The 13,298-nt window shown below is 63.7% G+C and carries 13 protein-coding genes; 7 read left to right on the top strand and 6 right to left on the bottom strand.

The annotated features are described in order from the left end of the window. Positions 1–110: 110 nt before the first annotated feature. Positions 111–806 carry a response regulator transcription factor CtrA gene (ctrA, locus tag AAA969_RS03295; protein ID WP_338243597.1) on the top strand — a complete coding sequence of 232 codons (696 nt, stop codon included), beginning with the start codon at positions 111–113 and terminating at the stop codon, positions 804–806. Between the two features lie 130 nt (positions 807–936). Then, on the top strand, positions 937–2,082 hold the full coding sequence (locus tag AAA969_RS03290; RefSeq protein WP_338243595.1) for a hypothetical protein: 1,146 nt from the start codon (positions 937–939) through the stop codon (positions 2,080–2,082). A 101-nt stretch (positions 2,083–2,183) separates the two neighbouring features. Here AAA969_RS03290 and AAA969_RS03285 read toward each other — a convergent pair whose 3' ends face one another. From AAA969_RS03285 to chpT, 6 genes are all read right to left on the bottom strand, one after another. Beyond that, a complete protein-coding gene (locus AAA969_RS03285; protein ID WP_338243593.1) occupies positions 2,184–3,020 on the bottom strand; it encodes a CheR family methyltransferase in 837 nt (278 codons plus the stop codon). Between the two features lies 1 nt (position 3,021). Then, a complete protein-coding gene (locus tag AAA969_RS03280) occupies positions 3,022–4,206 on the bottom strand; it encodes a protein-glutamate methylesterase/protein-glutamine glutaminase (RefSeq protein ID WP_338243592.1) in 1,185 nt (394 codons plus the stop codon). 11 nt (positions 4,207–4,217) lie between these two features. Next, complete coding sequence (locus tag AAA969_RS03275; protein ID WP_338243590.1) at positions 4,218–4,592, bottom strand: response regulator; 375 nt, start codon at positions 4,590–4,592, stop codon at positions 4,218–4,220. A 14-nt stretch (positions 4,593–4,606) separates the two neighbouring features. Next, positions 4,607–5,092: a chemotaxis protein CheW gene (locus tag AAA969_RS03270; RefSeq protein ID WP_338243588.1), complete on the bottom strand. Its 486-nt coding sequence runs from the start codon at positions 5,090–5,092 to the stop codon at positions 4,607–4,609. Then, entirely contained in the window at positions 5,089–7,872 is a 2,784-nt protein-coding gene (locus tag AAA969_RS03265) for a chemotaxis protein CheA (RefSeq protein WP_338243585.1), read from the bottom strand. Before AAA969_RS03265 ends, AAA969_RS03270 begins: the two co-directional genes overlap by 4 nt. Positions 7,873–8,002: 130 nt before the next feature. Next, the gene (chpT, locus tag AAA969_RS03260; protein ID WP_338243583.1) at positions 8,003–8,674 is read right to left on the bottom strand and encodes a histidine phosphotransferase ChpT; all 672 of its coding nucleotides are present in this window, start codon (positions 8,672–8,674) and stop codon (positions 8,003–8,005) included. 231 nt (positions 8,675–8,905) lie between these two features. On the opposite strand from chpT, the gene AAA969_RS03255 reads away from it, so the two are divergent. The 5 genes from AAA969_RS03255 (at position 8,906) to arsB (ending at position 13,287) form a co-directional block, all read left to right on the top strand. Next, complete coding sequence (locus AAA969_RS03255; protein ID WP_338243581.1) at positions 8,906–10,378, top strand: M23 family metallopeptidase; 1,473 nt, start codon at positions 8,906–8,908, stop codon at positions 10,376–10,378. Between the two features lie 16 nt (positions 10,379–10,394). Further along, positions 10,395–10,826, top strand: a complete 432-nt coding sequence (locus AAA969_RS03250; protein WP_338243579.1) for a DUF6896 domain-containing protein — start codon at positions 10,395–10,397, stop codon at positions 10,824–10,826. A 374-nt stretch (positions 10,827–11,200) separates the two neighbouring features. Then, entirely contained in the window at positions 11,201–11,644 is a 444-nt protein-coding gene (locus AAA969_RS03245) for a glyoxalase superfamily protein (RefSeq protein WP_425325025.1), read from the top strand. 81 nt (positions 11,645–11,725) lie between these two features. Then, positions 11,726–12,196, top strand: coding sequence for an arsenate reductase ArsC (locus AAA969_RS03240; protein WP_338243575.1), 471 nt, complete (start codon positions 11,726–11,728; stop codon positions 12,194–12,196). A 17-nt stretch (positions 12,197–12,213) separates the two neighbouring features. Then, on the top strand, positions 12,214–13,287 hold the full coding sequence (gene arsB / locus AAA969_RS03235; RefSeq protein WP_338243573.1) for an ACR3 family arsenite efflux transporter: 1,074 nt from the start codon (positions 12,214–12,216) through the stop codon (positions 13,285–13,287). The last annotated feature ends 11 nt before the right edge of the window (positions 13,288–13,298 follow it).

The following is a 13,298-nucleotide window of genomic DNA, read 5'->3' as shown; positions in this document are numbered from 1 at the left end:
CAGTTAACTTTCGTTAAGGGTTTCCGCATAGCGTCCGAATAAGGTTAATCACCCTATGAGGCCGGGCGCGTACTGATTCGCTCGGGAAACAAAAACCGGAGGCGAACCAAATGCGGGTTCTTCTTATTGAGGACGATCGGGCAACGTCCCAGTCCATCGAGCTGATGCTGAAGTCCGAAGGCTTCAACATTTATACGACCGACCTCGGCGAAGAGGGCGTGGACCTGGGCAAGCTGTATGATTACGACATCATCCTGCTCGACCTGAACCTGCCGGACATGCCCGGTTTCGATGTTCTCAAGACGCTGCGCGTGGCCAAGGTCGATACCCCGATCCTGATCCTCACCGGCAATGCCGACATCGACAACAAGGTGCGCGGCCTCGGCTGTGGCGCCGACGACTACATGACCAAGCCCTTCCACAAGGACGAGATGGTCGCCCGCATTCATGCGATCGTGCGCCGCTCCAAGGGTCATTCCCAGTCGATCATCCGCACCGGCTCGATCGGCGTGAATCTCGATGCCAAGACGGTCGAGGTCGACAATCAGCGCGTCCACCTGACGGGCAAGGAATACCAGATGCTCGAGCTGCTCTCCCTGCGCAAGGGAACGACGCTCACCAAGGAAATGTTCCTGAACCATCTCTATGGTGGCATGGACGAGCCAGAACTGAAGATCATCGACGTCTTCATCTGCAAGCTCCGCAAGAAGCTCGCAGCCGCCACCCATGGCGAACACCATATCGAGACGGTCTGGGGCCGTGGCTATGTGCTGCGTGATCCGGTCGAGGAGAAGGCGTCCGCCTGACCCCGGTCTCAAACGTGATTTGAAAAAGCCCGGGCCGCCCGCCCGGGCTTTTTTGTGCCTATCCCCTGTTCAGGGGCTTTCCCGCACGACTGGCTCCTCCATACTTGCCGGGAACAAGGGGGAGGCTTCCATGAACCGTCACGCCATTACGCTCGCCGCACTTGCGGCCATGACCCTTGCTGCTGCCCCGGCCGCAAGCGCACAGGACCCGTCGCCGGCACCCGTCACGGATGCCGAGCCCGAAGACTTCTCCGGGGCTGGCCTGGTCGATCAGATCGTCCGCATCGGTGTCGCGTCCGGCAACCGTTTGGCGCTCGACAATCCGGGGCAGCTCGTCGCGCAGATAGAGACCCGTTATGATCAGCTCAACGCCATGGCCGACGCGGATGGCGGGCAGTGGGGCTTCGATTTCAATGTGAACTTCAGCACCGACACGCCCGCTTCCGACCCGTGCGCGGAGCCCGTGGAGATCACGCTGACAACCCGTCAGCCGCTTGAGCTTGTTGGCACGCTATGCCGCTCCATCATCACCGATGACGAGGCCACTTCGCTCGTCCAGAACCGCATTCTCGGCGCCCCCTTTGGCGAACAGACCCTCTATATCACCGCCGATACCACAATGTCGGCCGAGTCCGTCGCCGTCCGGGATGCCGGCAGCGAGTTCCTGGTCGCCATGGCCAACGACATCATGGAAGCGTTGATCCTTACGCCCAACCCGGAAACCAGTGCCGACCGCGTCGAATGGCAGGTGCTGGTTGATTCCCTGATGGCGGGCTCGGACGGTTTCATGCATTTTCCTGATCCCGAAACGGTTGCCGCCCAGCTCTCCGCCGCATCCCGCGTCATGGAAGAAGAAGCATTCCGCCTCAATTCGGATTGGGCGGTCAATTTCGCGATCGACGGCAAGAATACCGAGACAGACGAAGACCGCCTCGACCCCGACACGTTGCAGGAGATTTCACGACCGGCAACACCTGACTGGTGCGTGCCTGGCAGCCCCGTGCTGGCGACCGATGCCGGCGGGGTGGAGCGCCTTTGGCAGCATTGCACCGGGACGCCCCCGGGCGAGGACCCCGCCACACTCAGCGTTCGCAAGACCTGGTTTGAGGAGGAGACCGCCACCTCCCTCCTCTGGTTCGAGATCACCGGCGTGGGCACCACCGATACCGCCGAGCTGCAAGCCCGACTGGATGCGATGAACTGGAATGCCATGCGCATTCTGGCCGACGGGATGGTCATCGACCCGCAGGGTCAGAGCCCGGCTGCAAGCGAGTAGCCGACAGGCCAGGCGTTCGCGGGCCCAGCCCGCCGGCCCGACAGAAAAAGCCCCGCAGCGATGGCTGCGGGGCTTGTTTGTCTAACATCGGTAGGCGACGGTCAGGCGGCGGCGGACTTGGCGACGGAAGCCCGGCCATAAAGTCCGCGACGGCCTTCAACCGGCGAGAAGTCGCTGGACAGGCCGACAACGGTCTCGGCAGCGCCCATGATCAGATAGCCGTCCGGCGCCGTCTGCGTCGCGATGCGGGAAAGCACCTTCTTCTTGGTGTCCGGATCAAAATAGATCAGCACATTGCGACACAAAACGAGGTCGAACGTGCCAAGCTGGCCGAAGTTCTCCAGCAGATTCTGCTTCTGGAAGGTCACCATCGAGCGGATATTAGGCTTGATGCGCCATTGCTCGCCGGACTGCTCGAAATGTTGCACAAGGCGCTGCACGGCGAGCCCGCGCTGAACCTCGAACTGGGAGTAGATCCCGGCCTTGGCCTTTTCCAGAACGCGCGGCGCCATGTCGGTGGCGACGATTTCGACGCGCAGGTTACCGATCCGGGCACGTTCTTCCTCAAGCAACATGGCCAGCGAGTACGGTTCCTGGCCCGACGAGCAGGCTGCACACCAGATCCGGATTGACCCGTTATTGCCCCGGGCACGCGCCAGAACCGGCAGGACATCCTGCTTGAACAGATCGAACGGCGTATTGTCGCGGAAGAAGAAGGTCTCGTGCGTTGCCAGGGCCTCGGTGATCGCCCACAGCAGACGGCCCCCGGCATCACGGCGGGACGCGGTGATCAGCGCCTCGATCGAGGGATAGCCTTCCGCCCGGGCGAGCGGCGCCAGACGGCTTTCCAGGAGATAACCCTTGTCGGCCGACAGGACGAGGCCGGATCGTTTGAACGCTTCGGCTGCAACGAAAAGGATGTCGTCGTGTTTGATCATTTTACAGTCCACCTTTCGCGCGCCGGACAATGCCCGGCCCCATGTCCGCGAGGGACAGGATTTCATCGGCCAGGCCGGCTTCCGCCACCGCTCCCGGCATGCCCCAGACGATGCTTGACGGCTCGTCCTGGGCGAGAATGGTTCCACCGGCATTGCGCAGCGTGCGGGCGCCCTCGCGGCCGTCATGCCCCATGCCCGTGAGGATGATGCCGAGCGCGGCGCCACGGGTCACCTCGGCGACCGACTGGAACAGAGGATCGACAGCCGGGCGGCAGAAATTGATCGGAGGGGTCTGGTCCAGCACGGCGTAATAGCCCGCTGCATCCTTGCGGATCGTCATGTGGAAATCGCCCGGAGCGACATAGACACAGCCCGCCTTCAGGCGCTCCTTGTCTTCCGCTTCCTTGCAGACCAGCTTGCTGGCCTTGGTGAGGTGCTCGGCCAGGATCTTGGTGAACAGGGCCGGCATGTGCTGGGCAATCACGATCGGCGCGCGGACATCGGCGGGGATGGCCCCGATCACATCGCGCAGCGCTTGCGGTCCGCCCGTTGACGAGCCGATTGCGATGATTTCCGGGCGACCGGAATGGCGCGGCGTCGCGCCGCGTGACATTGGCGGCTGGGCAACCGGCGCGTAGGCTTTCTTGGCCGGGGCCGCCGGCGGCGGCGGGGCGGTGAATGTCCGGCCCGTCGGCGCAGCAGGCGTCGGGGACGGGGCCACAGCAGTCTGGGTCGGAACCGGCGGGATCGGTCGCGGTGCCAGCGCCTTCAGCTTGGTCAGCAGATCACGGCGAAACTCTTCCGCGCCTGCCAGACGTCCGGCCTGCGGCTTGGAGGCGTAATCCGCCGCGCCCATCGACAGGGCCCGGATAGTGACTTCACCACCGCGGCGCGTCAGCGTCGAGGCCATGACGACCCGGCAGCGCGGGACAGCCTTGAGCAGCAGCGGCAAGGCGGCCAGCCCGTCCATCTTCGGCATCTCGACATCGAGCACGATGAGGTCTGGCTGCAATTCCGTGGCCTTGGCCAGTCCCTGCTCGCCGTCAACGGCGGCGCCGACCAGGGTCAGGTCAGCGTCTTCTTCCACCCAGCGGGTCATCAGACCCCGGGCGACTGCCGAGTCGTCGATCACGAGAACCCGGGCAATAGAGTTGGCGGGAGACGCTTTTCGAGCGAGTTCCGTCATGGGAAACTCCCTCAAGAGGCCTGCAGCAAACCCGTCTGCTGGAATTTGGATTCGATGATGTCACCATCGAAGGGCTTCATGACATACTCGTCGGCACCGGCCCGCAGGGCTTCGGTGATGTGCGCCATGTCATTCTCGGTCGTGCAGAACACGACGACCGGACGGTCGCCGGTCTCCTCGCGCCGCAGCGCCTTGACGAAATCAAGGCCGTTCATGACCGGCATGTTCCAGTCCAGCAGGATGGCATCGGGCATGTGCTTGCGGCACGCCTCGAGGGCTTCCGCCCCGTCGCCGGCTTCGGCGCATTCGAATTGCAGCTCTTCGACAATTTTACGGGCGACTTTCCGAATGACTCGGGAGTCGTCAACCACCAGACACGTTTTCATCCCAACACCCTCCGCTAGGCTGCCTCTGCCCTGGATGCGGCCGATCCGATTACGGCCGAGACATCGAGGACAGCGAGCAATTCTTTTTCCAGCCTGTGCACACCCTTGACCATTGAACGCCACTGGGGGTCGACATGGGCGGGCACCGGTTCCAGCTCCGCCCTCGGGCGACGAAGCACTTCACCGACACTATCCACGATAAGTCCAAAAATTTCGCTACCACGCTCAACGCCAAGTGCCATGCCGGTCTCGTTGGCCTGGCGCGGCGGCAAGCCGAGGCGGCGGCGGGCGTCGATCGCGGTCACGATGCGGCCCCGCAAGTTGAGCAGGCCGGCGACTTCGGTCGGTGCCAGCGGGACGGACGTCACCGATTGCGGGGCAAAGACCTCGCGGATCGCGTCGACGGGCGCACCGAACAACTGATCGCCGATGCGGACCGAGACGTACTCGTTCATCAGTTCGGCGCTCATTTCGGAATTGTCAGTGTGATGCGTGGTCATGCCACCTTCTCCTCTTGAGACACCGAGTCGAGGGCGGCGATCAGGGCGCCACGATCGGATCTCGGCAGCACGGCAGTCAGGCCTTCAGCCTGGGTATCTTCAGGCCAGTCGGTGACGGCCAGCGTCGGCAGGTTCGGCCACAGGCCTTCCTGGCGGATGCGCGACAGCGCGCTGGGATCGCCCACCATGGCGTCGAATTTCTCGCCCGCTTCGGCGATCGCATAGACTTCATGCATGCCACCCGTCGGGGTCACGTCATAACCGGCGGCCGCCAGCAGCGGCGCGATCATGCGGCGCGCGAAGGCGTCGGCATCGACCAGCAGGATCCGGCGGCGACGATTGCTCGAGCGGCGCTGGATATTGCCGGCGCGCGACTGGTCGAGATACCAGGCGATATCGACGACATCGGTCGCCTTGCCCTTGATGATCGCAGACCCGATGACACCCGGCTTGTCGGACGACATCTGCAGGTCGACGCGCTCTTCAACGACATCGACAATCTCGTCGACGGCGAGACCGATCGAGGTGTGGTTCTCGGCAAAGACCAGGACCGGCTGGCGCTGGCCTTCGGCGGTGCGGATTTCCGAGCCGATCGGCACGATCGGCATCAGGCGGCCACGGTATTGAACGACCAGGCGGCCATTGGTGCTTTCGATGGCGTCCTGGTTGAATTCTTCCAGACGCGTGACCAGCGCCAGGGGAACCGCCTTCGGCTCGGCGCCACCGGCGCGAACCAGGAGCAGACGCTGGGTATTGGCCATTTCCGTGCCTTTCGAGGCGCCGGCTTCGATCGAGGCTTCCTCGTCCATCGCGGTGACGATTTCGCCCGCGAGGCCGTTGGGATCGAGGATCATGATCACCGAGCCATCACCGAGGATGGTGGCGCCGGAATAGGCATGCACACCGCGCAGCGAGTCGGAGAGCGGTTTGACGACGATTTCCTCGGTATCAAGGACATTGTCGACCACGAGGCCGACATTGCGACCACCGGCGTCGAGGACGACGACAAAGCCGGTCTCGTCCGGATTGCCGCTATAGGCTTCACCGACACCGAGGACATCATGCAGGTCGACCAGCGGCATGAGCCGGTCACGCAGGCGCATGACACGGGCACCGTTGAGGTTTTCAACCGTGTGGTCAGAGCCTGCGCCAACCCGGACCAGTTCGCGCACGGCGAGCTGCGGGATTGCGAAACGCTGCTCGTCACAGCCGACGATCAGGGCCGAGACGATGGCCAGGGTCAGCGGGATCTTGATCGAGAAATGCGAGCCCTTGCCGGCGGTCGAGGTGACGTCGATGACGCCGCCGATCTGTTCGATATTGGTCCGCACCACATCCATGCCGACACCGCGGCCGGACAGGTTGGTGACTTTCTCGGCGGTCGAGAAGCCGGGGGCGAAGATGAAGCGGTGGATCTGCTGCTCCGTCATCCGCTCCAGTTCATCATGGGTGGTCAGGCCCTTCTCGAGAGCCGTTTCGCCGATGCGCTTGGTGTTGAGACCCATGCCATCGTCGGAGATCGCGATGATGATGTGGCCACCTTCATGGTAGGCCGAGAGCTTGATCGTGCCCTTCTCAGACTTGCCCGCCTTGACGCGGTCGGCCGGCAGTTCCAGGCCATGGTCAGCCGAGTTGCGGACCATATGGGTGAGCGGATCCTTGATCAGCTCGAGCACCTGACGGTCGAGCTCGGTATCATTGCCGTCCATCTGCAGCTCGATCTTCTTGCCAAGATCGGTGGAGACATCGCGAATGATACGCGGCAGTTTGCGCCAGGCATCGCCGATCGGCTGCATGCGGGTCTTCATGACACCGTCCTGCAGCTCGCCGGTCACGGCAGACAGACGCTGCAGCGGGCCCTTGAGGTCGTCATCTTCCAGACCGCGAATTGTCTGCATGAGCTGGTTCCGGGTCAGAACGAGTTCCGACACCGTGGTCATCAGCGCTTCGAGCACGTCGACACCGACGCGCACGGTCTGCTGAACCTTCACGCCGCCCTCGCCCATGACATGGTCATCGGCGCCCTTGAGCTCGGCCATCGCCGTCGCCAGGGCTTCTTCGCGGCTCATATCCTTGGAGATCAGGTTCGGGGCCGCTGCCGGGGCAACCGACGGCTCCGGCTCGGCGCTGGCGAAAGCGGCTTCAAGCTCGGCAGCGGAAACCTCACCCGGGCGCAGCTCGCGGCCGAGATCGGGATCGAAATCACCCACACCAAGGTGTTCAACCGGAGCAGCGTCGGCGACCGGGGCCACGGTCGGCGCAACTTCGACTTCGGGAACAGCACTGTGGAAGGCGGCTTCAAGATCTGCGAGGGAGACTTCGCCCGGGCGCAGCTCGCGTCCCAGGTCGGCATCCCAATTATCAGGAACCTTCGGGGCTTCCTCTGCGACCTGCTCGGGCAGTCGGCCCATCGCGGCGTCTTCGAGGCGACCGATCAGCTCGGCATCGTCACCGGCCGGTTCGACACCGGAATGCTCCAGCGATTCGAGCACGACCTTGATCTGGTCAATGGCCTGCAGGACGAGGGTGACCATGGGCGGGCTGACGCTGAGTTCGCCGTCCCGGAACTTGCCAAGCAGCGTTTCGCCGGCATGCGCCACCGCTTCCAGTCGCGGCAGACCGAGGAAACCACAGGTTCCCTTGATCGTGTGCAGAAGGCGAAAAATATTGTCGAGAATGGCCCGGTCTTCCGGATTATTCTCAAAACGCACCAGTTCAGAGTCGATGACGTCGAGGCTTTCGCCCGTTTCGGTCAGGAATTCACTGATGAGATCGTCCATGGCAGGCCCCATACGGTTCTGATTTCACCGTAATCTGACAGGGCTTGGTTAACGGACTCTTGGCCTCAACTCCGTGATTTCATGGATAGCGCTAATACAATATGAGGACGCGAGCATCGGCCTTGCGAGGCTAGCCGATCATCCCTTCAGGGCCTTTCACCAGGGCGATGAACTCGACCCGATCCTCACTGGCCTGCGCACTGACACGGCCGCCATTACCGCGCGCAATCAGGCCGGTATAGTAGGGCTGGATCGAGCGGCCGTCATAACCGTTCTCGGGGGCCCGCGCTTCGAGCGCCCGCGCTGTGCCCTCTTCCAGACGGGCGCGCGGCCCCTCGGAAATGACCCGCAGACGCGCACCACCGGCTGCATCGGCGCCCTCGACGGTCACCGTGCCGCCGCGCGGCGCCGCGTCGACACCGAGCAGACACATGTTGAGCAGGAGCCGGGCGGCCTGCTTTTCCAGACCGCTCGCTTCGACCTTCCAGACGATCTGCGGCTTCACCGCCGAGAACATGGCTTCGGTCAGGCGCTGCAGTTCGCGGCAATCCATGATGCCCGGCGCAGACCCGCCGGCTCCGAAGGCGAGACGGCAGAATTCCAGTTTGGCCTGGGCCTGGCGCGAACTCTCCCGGACCAGCTCCATCGCATCATCATGCATGTCCGAACTGTCCGGATCATCGAACACGCTCAGTGCAGCGCTCAGCGCGGAAACCGGGCTGACGAGGTCGTGACAGAGCCGTGCACAGAGCAGGGCGGCGAGTTGTTCGGCCGGGAGTTCGGCGGGGAGCGTGTCTTGCATGGATTTTTCTTTACACGATTCTCGCGCGATAGAGCCGGTTTTAGCATTCCGGCTGCAATCGGTTGTCTGGAAAGGTCTTGGCAACCAGATCAGTCCAAGACATGATTCATCCCCGGACTGTGGGGACAGGTTCTGCGACGACTTCGGGCGGGTGCCCGGAGAACGGTGCGGGATTTGCTTGGTGGACAAGACACATACGTGTCGTTTTGAGCAGACCGGAGTTTTGGGACCGTGTCAGGATTTGACGTTACCCGCGCCGATACCCGTCGCACACGCGGCCTGGTCGCCCTTGCCAGCCTCGCGCTGTCTGCCGGGCTGCTGGCCGCGCTGATGCTGACCGGCGAGCCGCAGAGCGATGCCGCAAGCGGCGACGCGATCCGGCTGGCCATGGCGGCACCGACCGATCCGGCCACGGTTTCCGATGCCGGCGTGCCGCTTCAGGACACTGCAACGGAAGACACCACGCCTCTCCTTCTCGAACCCGATGTCCTGCTGCGCGTCAATGACGCCGCTTTCACAGACTGCCGGAGCTGCCCGACCCGCATCCAGGCCGAACGCACGGTTCCGCGTGGCGGGACCCTGGCCGGCGTGCTCGATGATGCCGGTGTTGACCGGGTCGAGGCCGCGCGCGCCATCTCGGCCCTCGGCACCGTCTTCGACCTGCGCTATCTGCGCGCCGGCGAGCGTATCAATCTCTATTTCGAAACCGACACACCGGCTGATGGCAGCGACGCCGTCACCCGTCTCGACGGCCTGTCCTTCCGCCCTGATGTCGAACGCTCGATCACCGTCGCGCGGACCTTCGAGGGTGATTTCCGGGCCCGCGAAACCATCGCCCAGTTTGACCGTGAAATCGTGCGCGCCTCCGGCTCGATCACGGCCTCGCTCTATGTCGACGCGCTGGCGGCCGGCGCCACCGACCGGGTGGTTGTCGAGCTGGCCGGCGTGCTCGCCTATGCCATCGACTTCCAGCGCTCGATCCAGCCGGGCGACCAATTCGACATCCTGTTCGAGCGCTTCGTGGACGAGGAAGGCAATACCGCGCGTACCGGCGACATCCTCTACGCGATGTATGACGGCCGCGGCGATGCCAAGGAGTTCTACCGTTACGAGACCGAGGACGGCATTGTCGGCTATTACAGCCCGGAAGGCGCCAGCGCCCAGCGTCTGCTGATGCTGACCCCGATCAATGGCGCCCGCCTGTCCTCATCCTTCTCGACCGCCCGGCGCCACCCGATCCTGGGCTATACGCGTCGCCACAACGGCACCGATTTCGCCGCGCCGCGGGGCACCCCGGTCATGGCCGCGGGCAATGGCGTCGTCGAACGGGCTGACCGCTTCGGCAGTTTCGGCAATTATATCCGCATCCGTCACGCCAATGGCTTCCAGACCGCCTATGCCCACCTCAACGGCTTCGCCCGCGGTGTCCGGGCCGGCTCCCGCGTGACGCAGGGCCAGGTGATCGGCTATGTCGGCACCACCGGTCGTTCAACCGGGCCGCACCTGCATTATGAAGTCCATCAGAACGGCACGCCGCGCAATCCGATGACGCTCGACCTACCGACCGGTCGCCAGCTGACCGAGGCCGAGATCCCGCTCTTCGAAGCCGAGCGTGACCGCATCATCGCCATCCGCGAAGCCGCCCATTTGGCCGACGACAACGATGCACCGCTGGTCGCCGATGCGGGCAATGGCGCGCAATAGGGGCTGGGGTTTCGGAGTGATCAACATCGAAGCCAGTTGCCGAGAGTTGATCGCCTGTCAGGTTGAACTTGTAAGCGAATGGGCCCGGAAATTCGGCCTCGACATGATCCTGACCGCGGCCCCGTCGGAAGGCAATTTCACTGTGACCTCCGGCAAATGGACATTCCGGCGCCACGGATTGGGAGTTTGTTTCACCCACCGCCTGAGTAACCAGTGCGTCGATATCCATGACAAGTTCGACGAGCCGGAACTGTTTGATGCTTGGCGACTGGAACTGTTTCTAGAAAGCCGGGGAATATTGTTCCGTGGCAAAAAACTCGCTGAAGCGCTCAACAAACTATCGACTCTCACGCAAGTCGGGCGTCACTTCAAATTCACGTGCGATAGCAATCGCTGCCAGGCGCGACAGTCGCGTATTTCCGCGCAAAATGAGCAGAGTAATTCATAGATCACTTGTCAGCCAGCGGGCCGTAGCTGCAGCGGTTTTCTCTTTGGGCCAGCCTTGTCATCCCTGATGGACGCCCCGCGCAGGCGGGGCGAAAGTCAGGGACCTATATGTTGGCGACCTGTTAGGTCCCCGTCTTGCGTCCGGCCTGCGCCGGACATCCAACGGGGATGACAAGCGGCATCGATGCCCATTGACCGACGCCCTCACCGCGCCTATCAAGCGCGACAGGCACGGAGATGCCCGCCGCTCGCAGGCTTCGGCCCTGGTGAAATCTCCGAATGATCTGGCATTTCCCTGATTGTCTTTGCGACATGCGGCGGGATGGCAAGGCGAGCCCCATCACAATGACCGCATGCCATAAAGAAGGGCATGTCATGACGACGGCAACACACCCACTCTCCCGCGATGCGCTGAAGGCGCAGGCCAAGCGTTTGCGAAAAGCGCTGGAAGCGGAAGGCAACTTCATCTCTCACGGCGAGGCGCTCGAACTGCTCGCGAGCCAGATGGGCTATCGCGACTGGAACACGCTCAGTGCCGCTATCGGCAACCGCCCCTCGGCCCCGCTTGCGGTCGGCGGCCGTGTCTCCGGTCATTATCTCGGCCAAGCCTTTGAGGCGGACATTGTCGGCCTGCACGCCCTTGCGGGCGGCGAAGGCGGCTGGCGTATTTCGCTGGCGCTCGATGAGGCGGTCGACGTGGTCCGCTTTGACAGTTTTTCGTCCTTCCGGCGCCGCATCAACGGCACCGTCGGCCGCAATGGCCGATCGGCCGCGCATACCTCCGACGGCACGCCGCACCTGGAACTCGCCCTTCGCTAAATCGCGAAACGAATTCTGGTTGAAGTCCGCCCCGACTGCGCTTACGACCCCGCCTGACATCCACAAGGCAGGCGGGGTCGCATGCTCAACATCCTGGTTCTGTGCACAGGCAATTCCGCGCGCTCCATCCTTGGTGAAGCGCTGATCAATGCACGCGGTCAGGGCCGGGTCGCAGGCTATTCCGCCGGTTCGACGCCGACCGGCCAGCCCAACCCGCTCGCCCTCGAGACACTCGCCGCCCACGGCCTGCCGGCGACCGGCTACAGCTCGAAGAGCTGGGACGTGTTCGCGGCTCCGGACGCGCCTGTCCTCGATGCCGTCATCACCGTCTGCGACAGCGCCGCCGCGGAAGTCTGCCCGGTCTGGCCGGGTGCGCCGACCAAGGCCCATTGGGGCCTGCCCGACCCGGCTGCCATCACCGATCCCGACGCCGCCCGCGCCGCTTTCAACGACACGTTCAACGCACTCGATGCGCGCGTCAGCGCCTTGATGTCCGCCCTTCACGGCGACACGCTCGACGCGCTCAAGCAGGCCTTCGACACAATCAATTAGCGACAGGACGCAACCGCATGACCGCCACCAACACACAGGATACGGCCCCCGGCGGGATCGGCTTTTTTGAAAAATGGCTGTCAGTCTGGGTCGCCATGGGCATGGCGGGTGGCATCGCGCTGGGTGTGGTCGTGCCGGACCTCTTTGCCTGGCTGGCGGGATTCGAGGTCGCCTCGGTCAATCTGGCCATCGCGGTGCTGATCTGGGCCATGGTCTGGCCGATGATGATCCAGATCGACTTTTCCGCCCTGGCCCATGTCGGCGAGCGGCCAAAGGGCCTGATCATCACCCTGGTCACCAACTGGCTCGTCAAACCCTTCTCGATGGCGCTGCTGGGCGTGCTCTTCTTCGAGCATGTCTTTGCCGGCTGGCTGCAGCCCGAGGATGCGCAACAATATCTTGCCGGCGTCATTATCCTGGGTGCCGCGCCGTGCACGGCGATGGTTTTCGTCTGGTCCCAGCTGACGCGGGGCGATGCCAATTACACTCTCGTCCAGGTCGCCGCGAATGACCTCATCATGGTCGTCGCCTTTGCTCCGATCGTGGCGCTGCTGCTGGGCGTAACCGACATCACAGTCCCCTGGGACACGCTCCTGCTGTCGGTGGGCCTCTATGTGGTGATCCCGCTGATTGCCGGCTGGCTGACCCGCAAGGCGCTGTCGCGCGGCAAGTCGGCCGAGGTGGCGGACAAGGCCGTGGGCGATTTCACCGCCCGCATCAAACCGGCCTCGATCATCGGCCTGATCGGCACGGTCATCATACTGTTCGGTTTCCAGGGCGAGACCATCCTGACCCAGCCGGTCACCATCGCCATCATCGCCACGCCGCTCATCCTCCAGTCCTACGGGATTTTCGCCATCGCTTACGGCGCCGCCTGGCTGTGGAAGACGCCCTTCAACATCGCCGCCCCCTGCGCCCTGATCGGCACCTCGAACTTCTTCGAGCTGGCGGTGGCCGTCGCGATCAGCCTGTTCGGCCTCAACTCCGGCGCCGCGCTGGCGACCGTGGTCGGCGTGCTGGTGGAGGTTCCGGTGATGCTGTCCCTGGTGGCCTTCGCCAACCGGACACAGGGCTGGTTCGCGGGGCGCTAGGGGGCCGACGT

Source organism: Maricaulis maris, from assembly GCF_036322705.1.
Classification (GTDB): domain Bacteria; phylum Pseudomonadota; class Alphaproteobacteria; order Caulobacterales; family Maricaulaceae; genus Maricaulis; species Maricaulis maris_B.
Note: the sequence above shows the minus strand (reverse complement) of the source record. Positions and strands in the feature narration are given on the sequence as shown.

Coding starts and splice junctions, on each gene's coding strand:
- ctrA (WP_338243597.1), top strand. CDS start 111: ATGCGGGTTCTTCTTATTGAGGACGATCGGGCAACGTCCCAGTCCATC.
- AAA969_RS03290 (WP_338243595.1), top strand. CDS start 937: ATGAACCGTCACGCCATTACGCTCGCCGCACTTGCGGCCATGACCCTT.
- AAA969_RS03285 (WP_338243593.1), bottom strand. CDS start 3,020: ATGATCAAACACGACGACATCCTTTTCGTTGCAGCCGAAGCGTTCAAA.
- AAA969_RS03280 (WP_338243592.1), bottom strand. CDS start 4,206: ATGACGGAACTCGCTCGAAAAGCGTCTCCCGCCAACTCTATTGCCCGG.
- AAA969_RS03275 (WP_338243590.1), bottom strand. CDS start 4,592: ATGAAAACGTGTCTGGTGGTTGACGACTCCCGAGTCATTCGGAAAGTC.
- AAA969_RS03270 (WP_338243588.1), bottom strand. CDS start 5,092: ATGACCACGCATCACACTGACAATTCCGAAATGAGCGCCGAACTGATG.
- AAA969_RS03265 (WP_338243585.1), bottom strand. CDS start 7,872: ATGGACGATCTCATCAGTGAATTCCTGACCGAAACGGGCGAAAGCCTC.
- chpT (WP_338243583.1), bottom strand. CDS start 8,674: ATGCAAGACACGCTCCCCGCCGAACTCCCGGCCGAACAACTCGCCGCC.
- AAA969_RS03245 (WP_425325025.1), top strand. CDS start 11,201: ATGACGACGGCAACACACCCACTCTCCCGCGATGCGCTGAAGGCGCAG.
- AAA969_RS03240 (WP_338243575.1), top strand. CDS start 11,726: ATGCTCAACATCCTGGTTCTGTGCACAGGCAATTCCGCGCGCTCCATC.
- arsB (WP_338243573.1), top strand. CDS start 12,214: ATGACCGCCACCAACACACAGGATACGGCCCCCGGCGGGATCGGCTTT.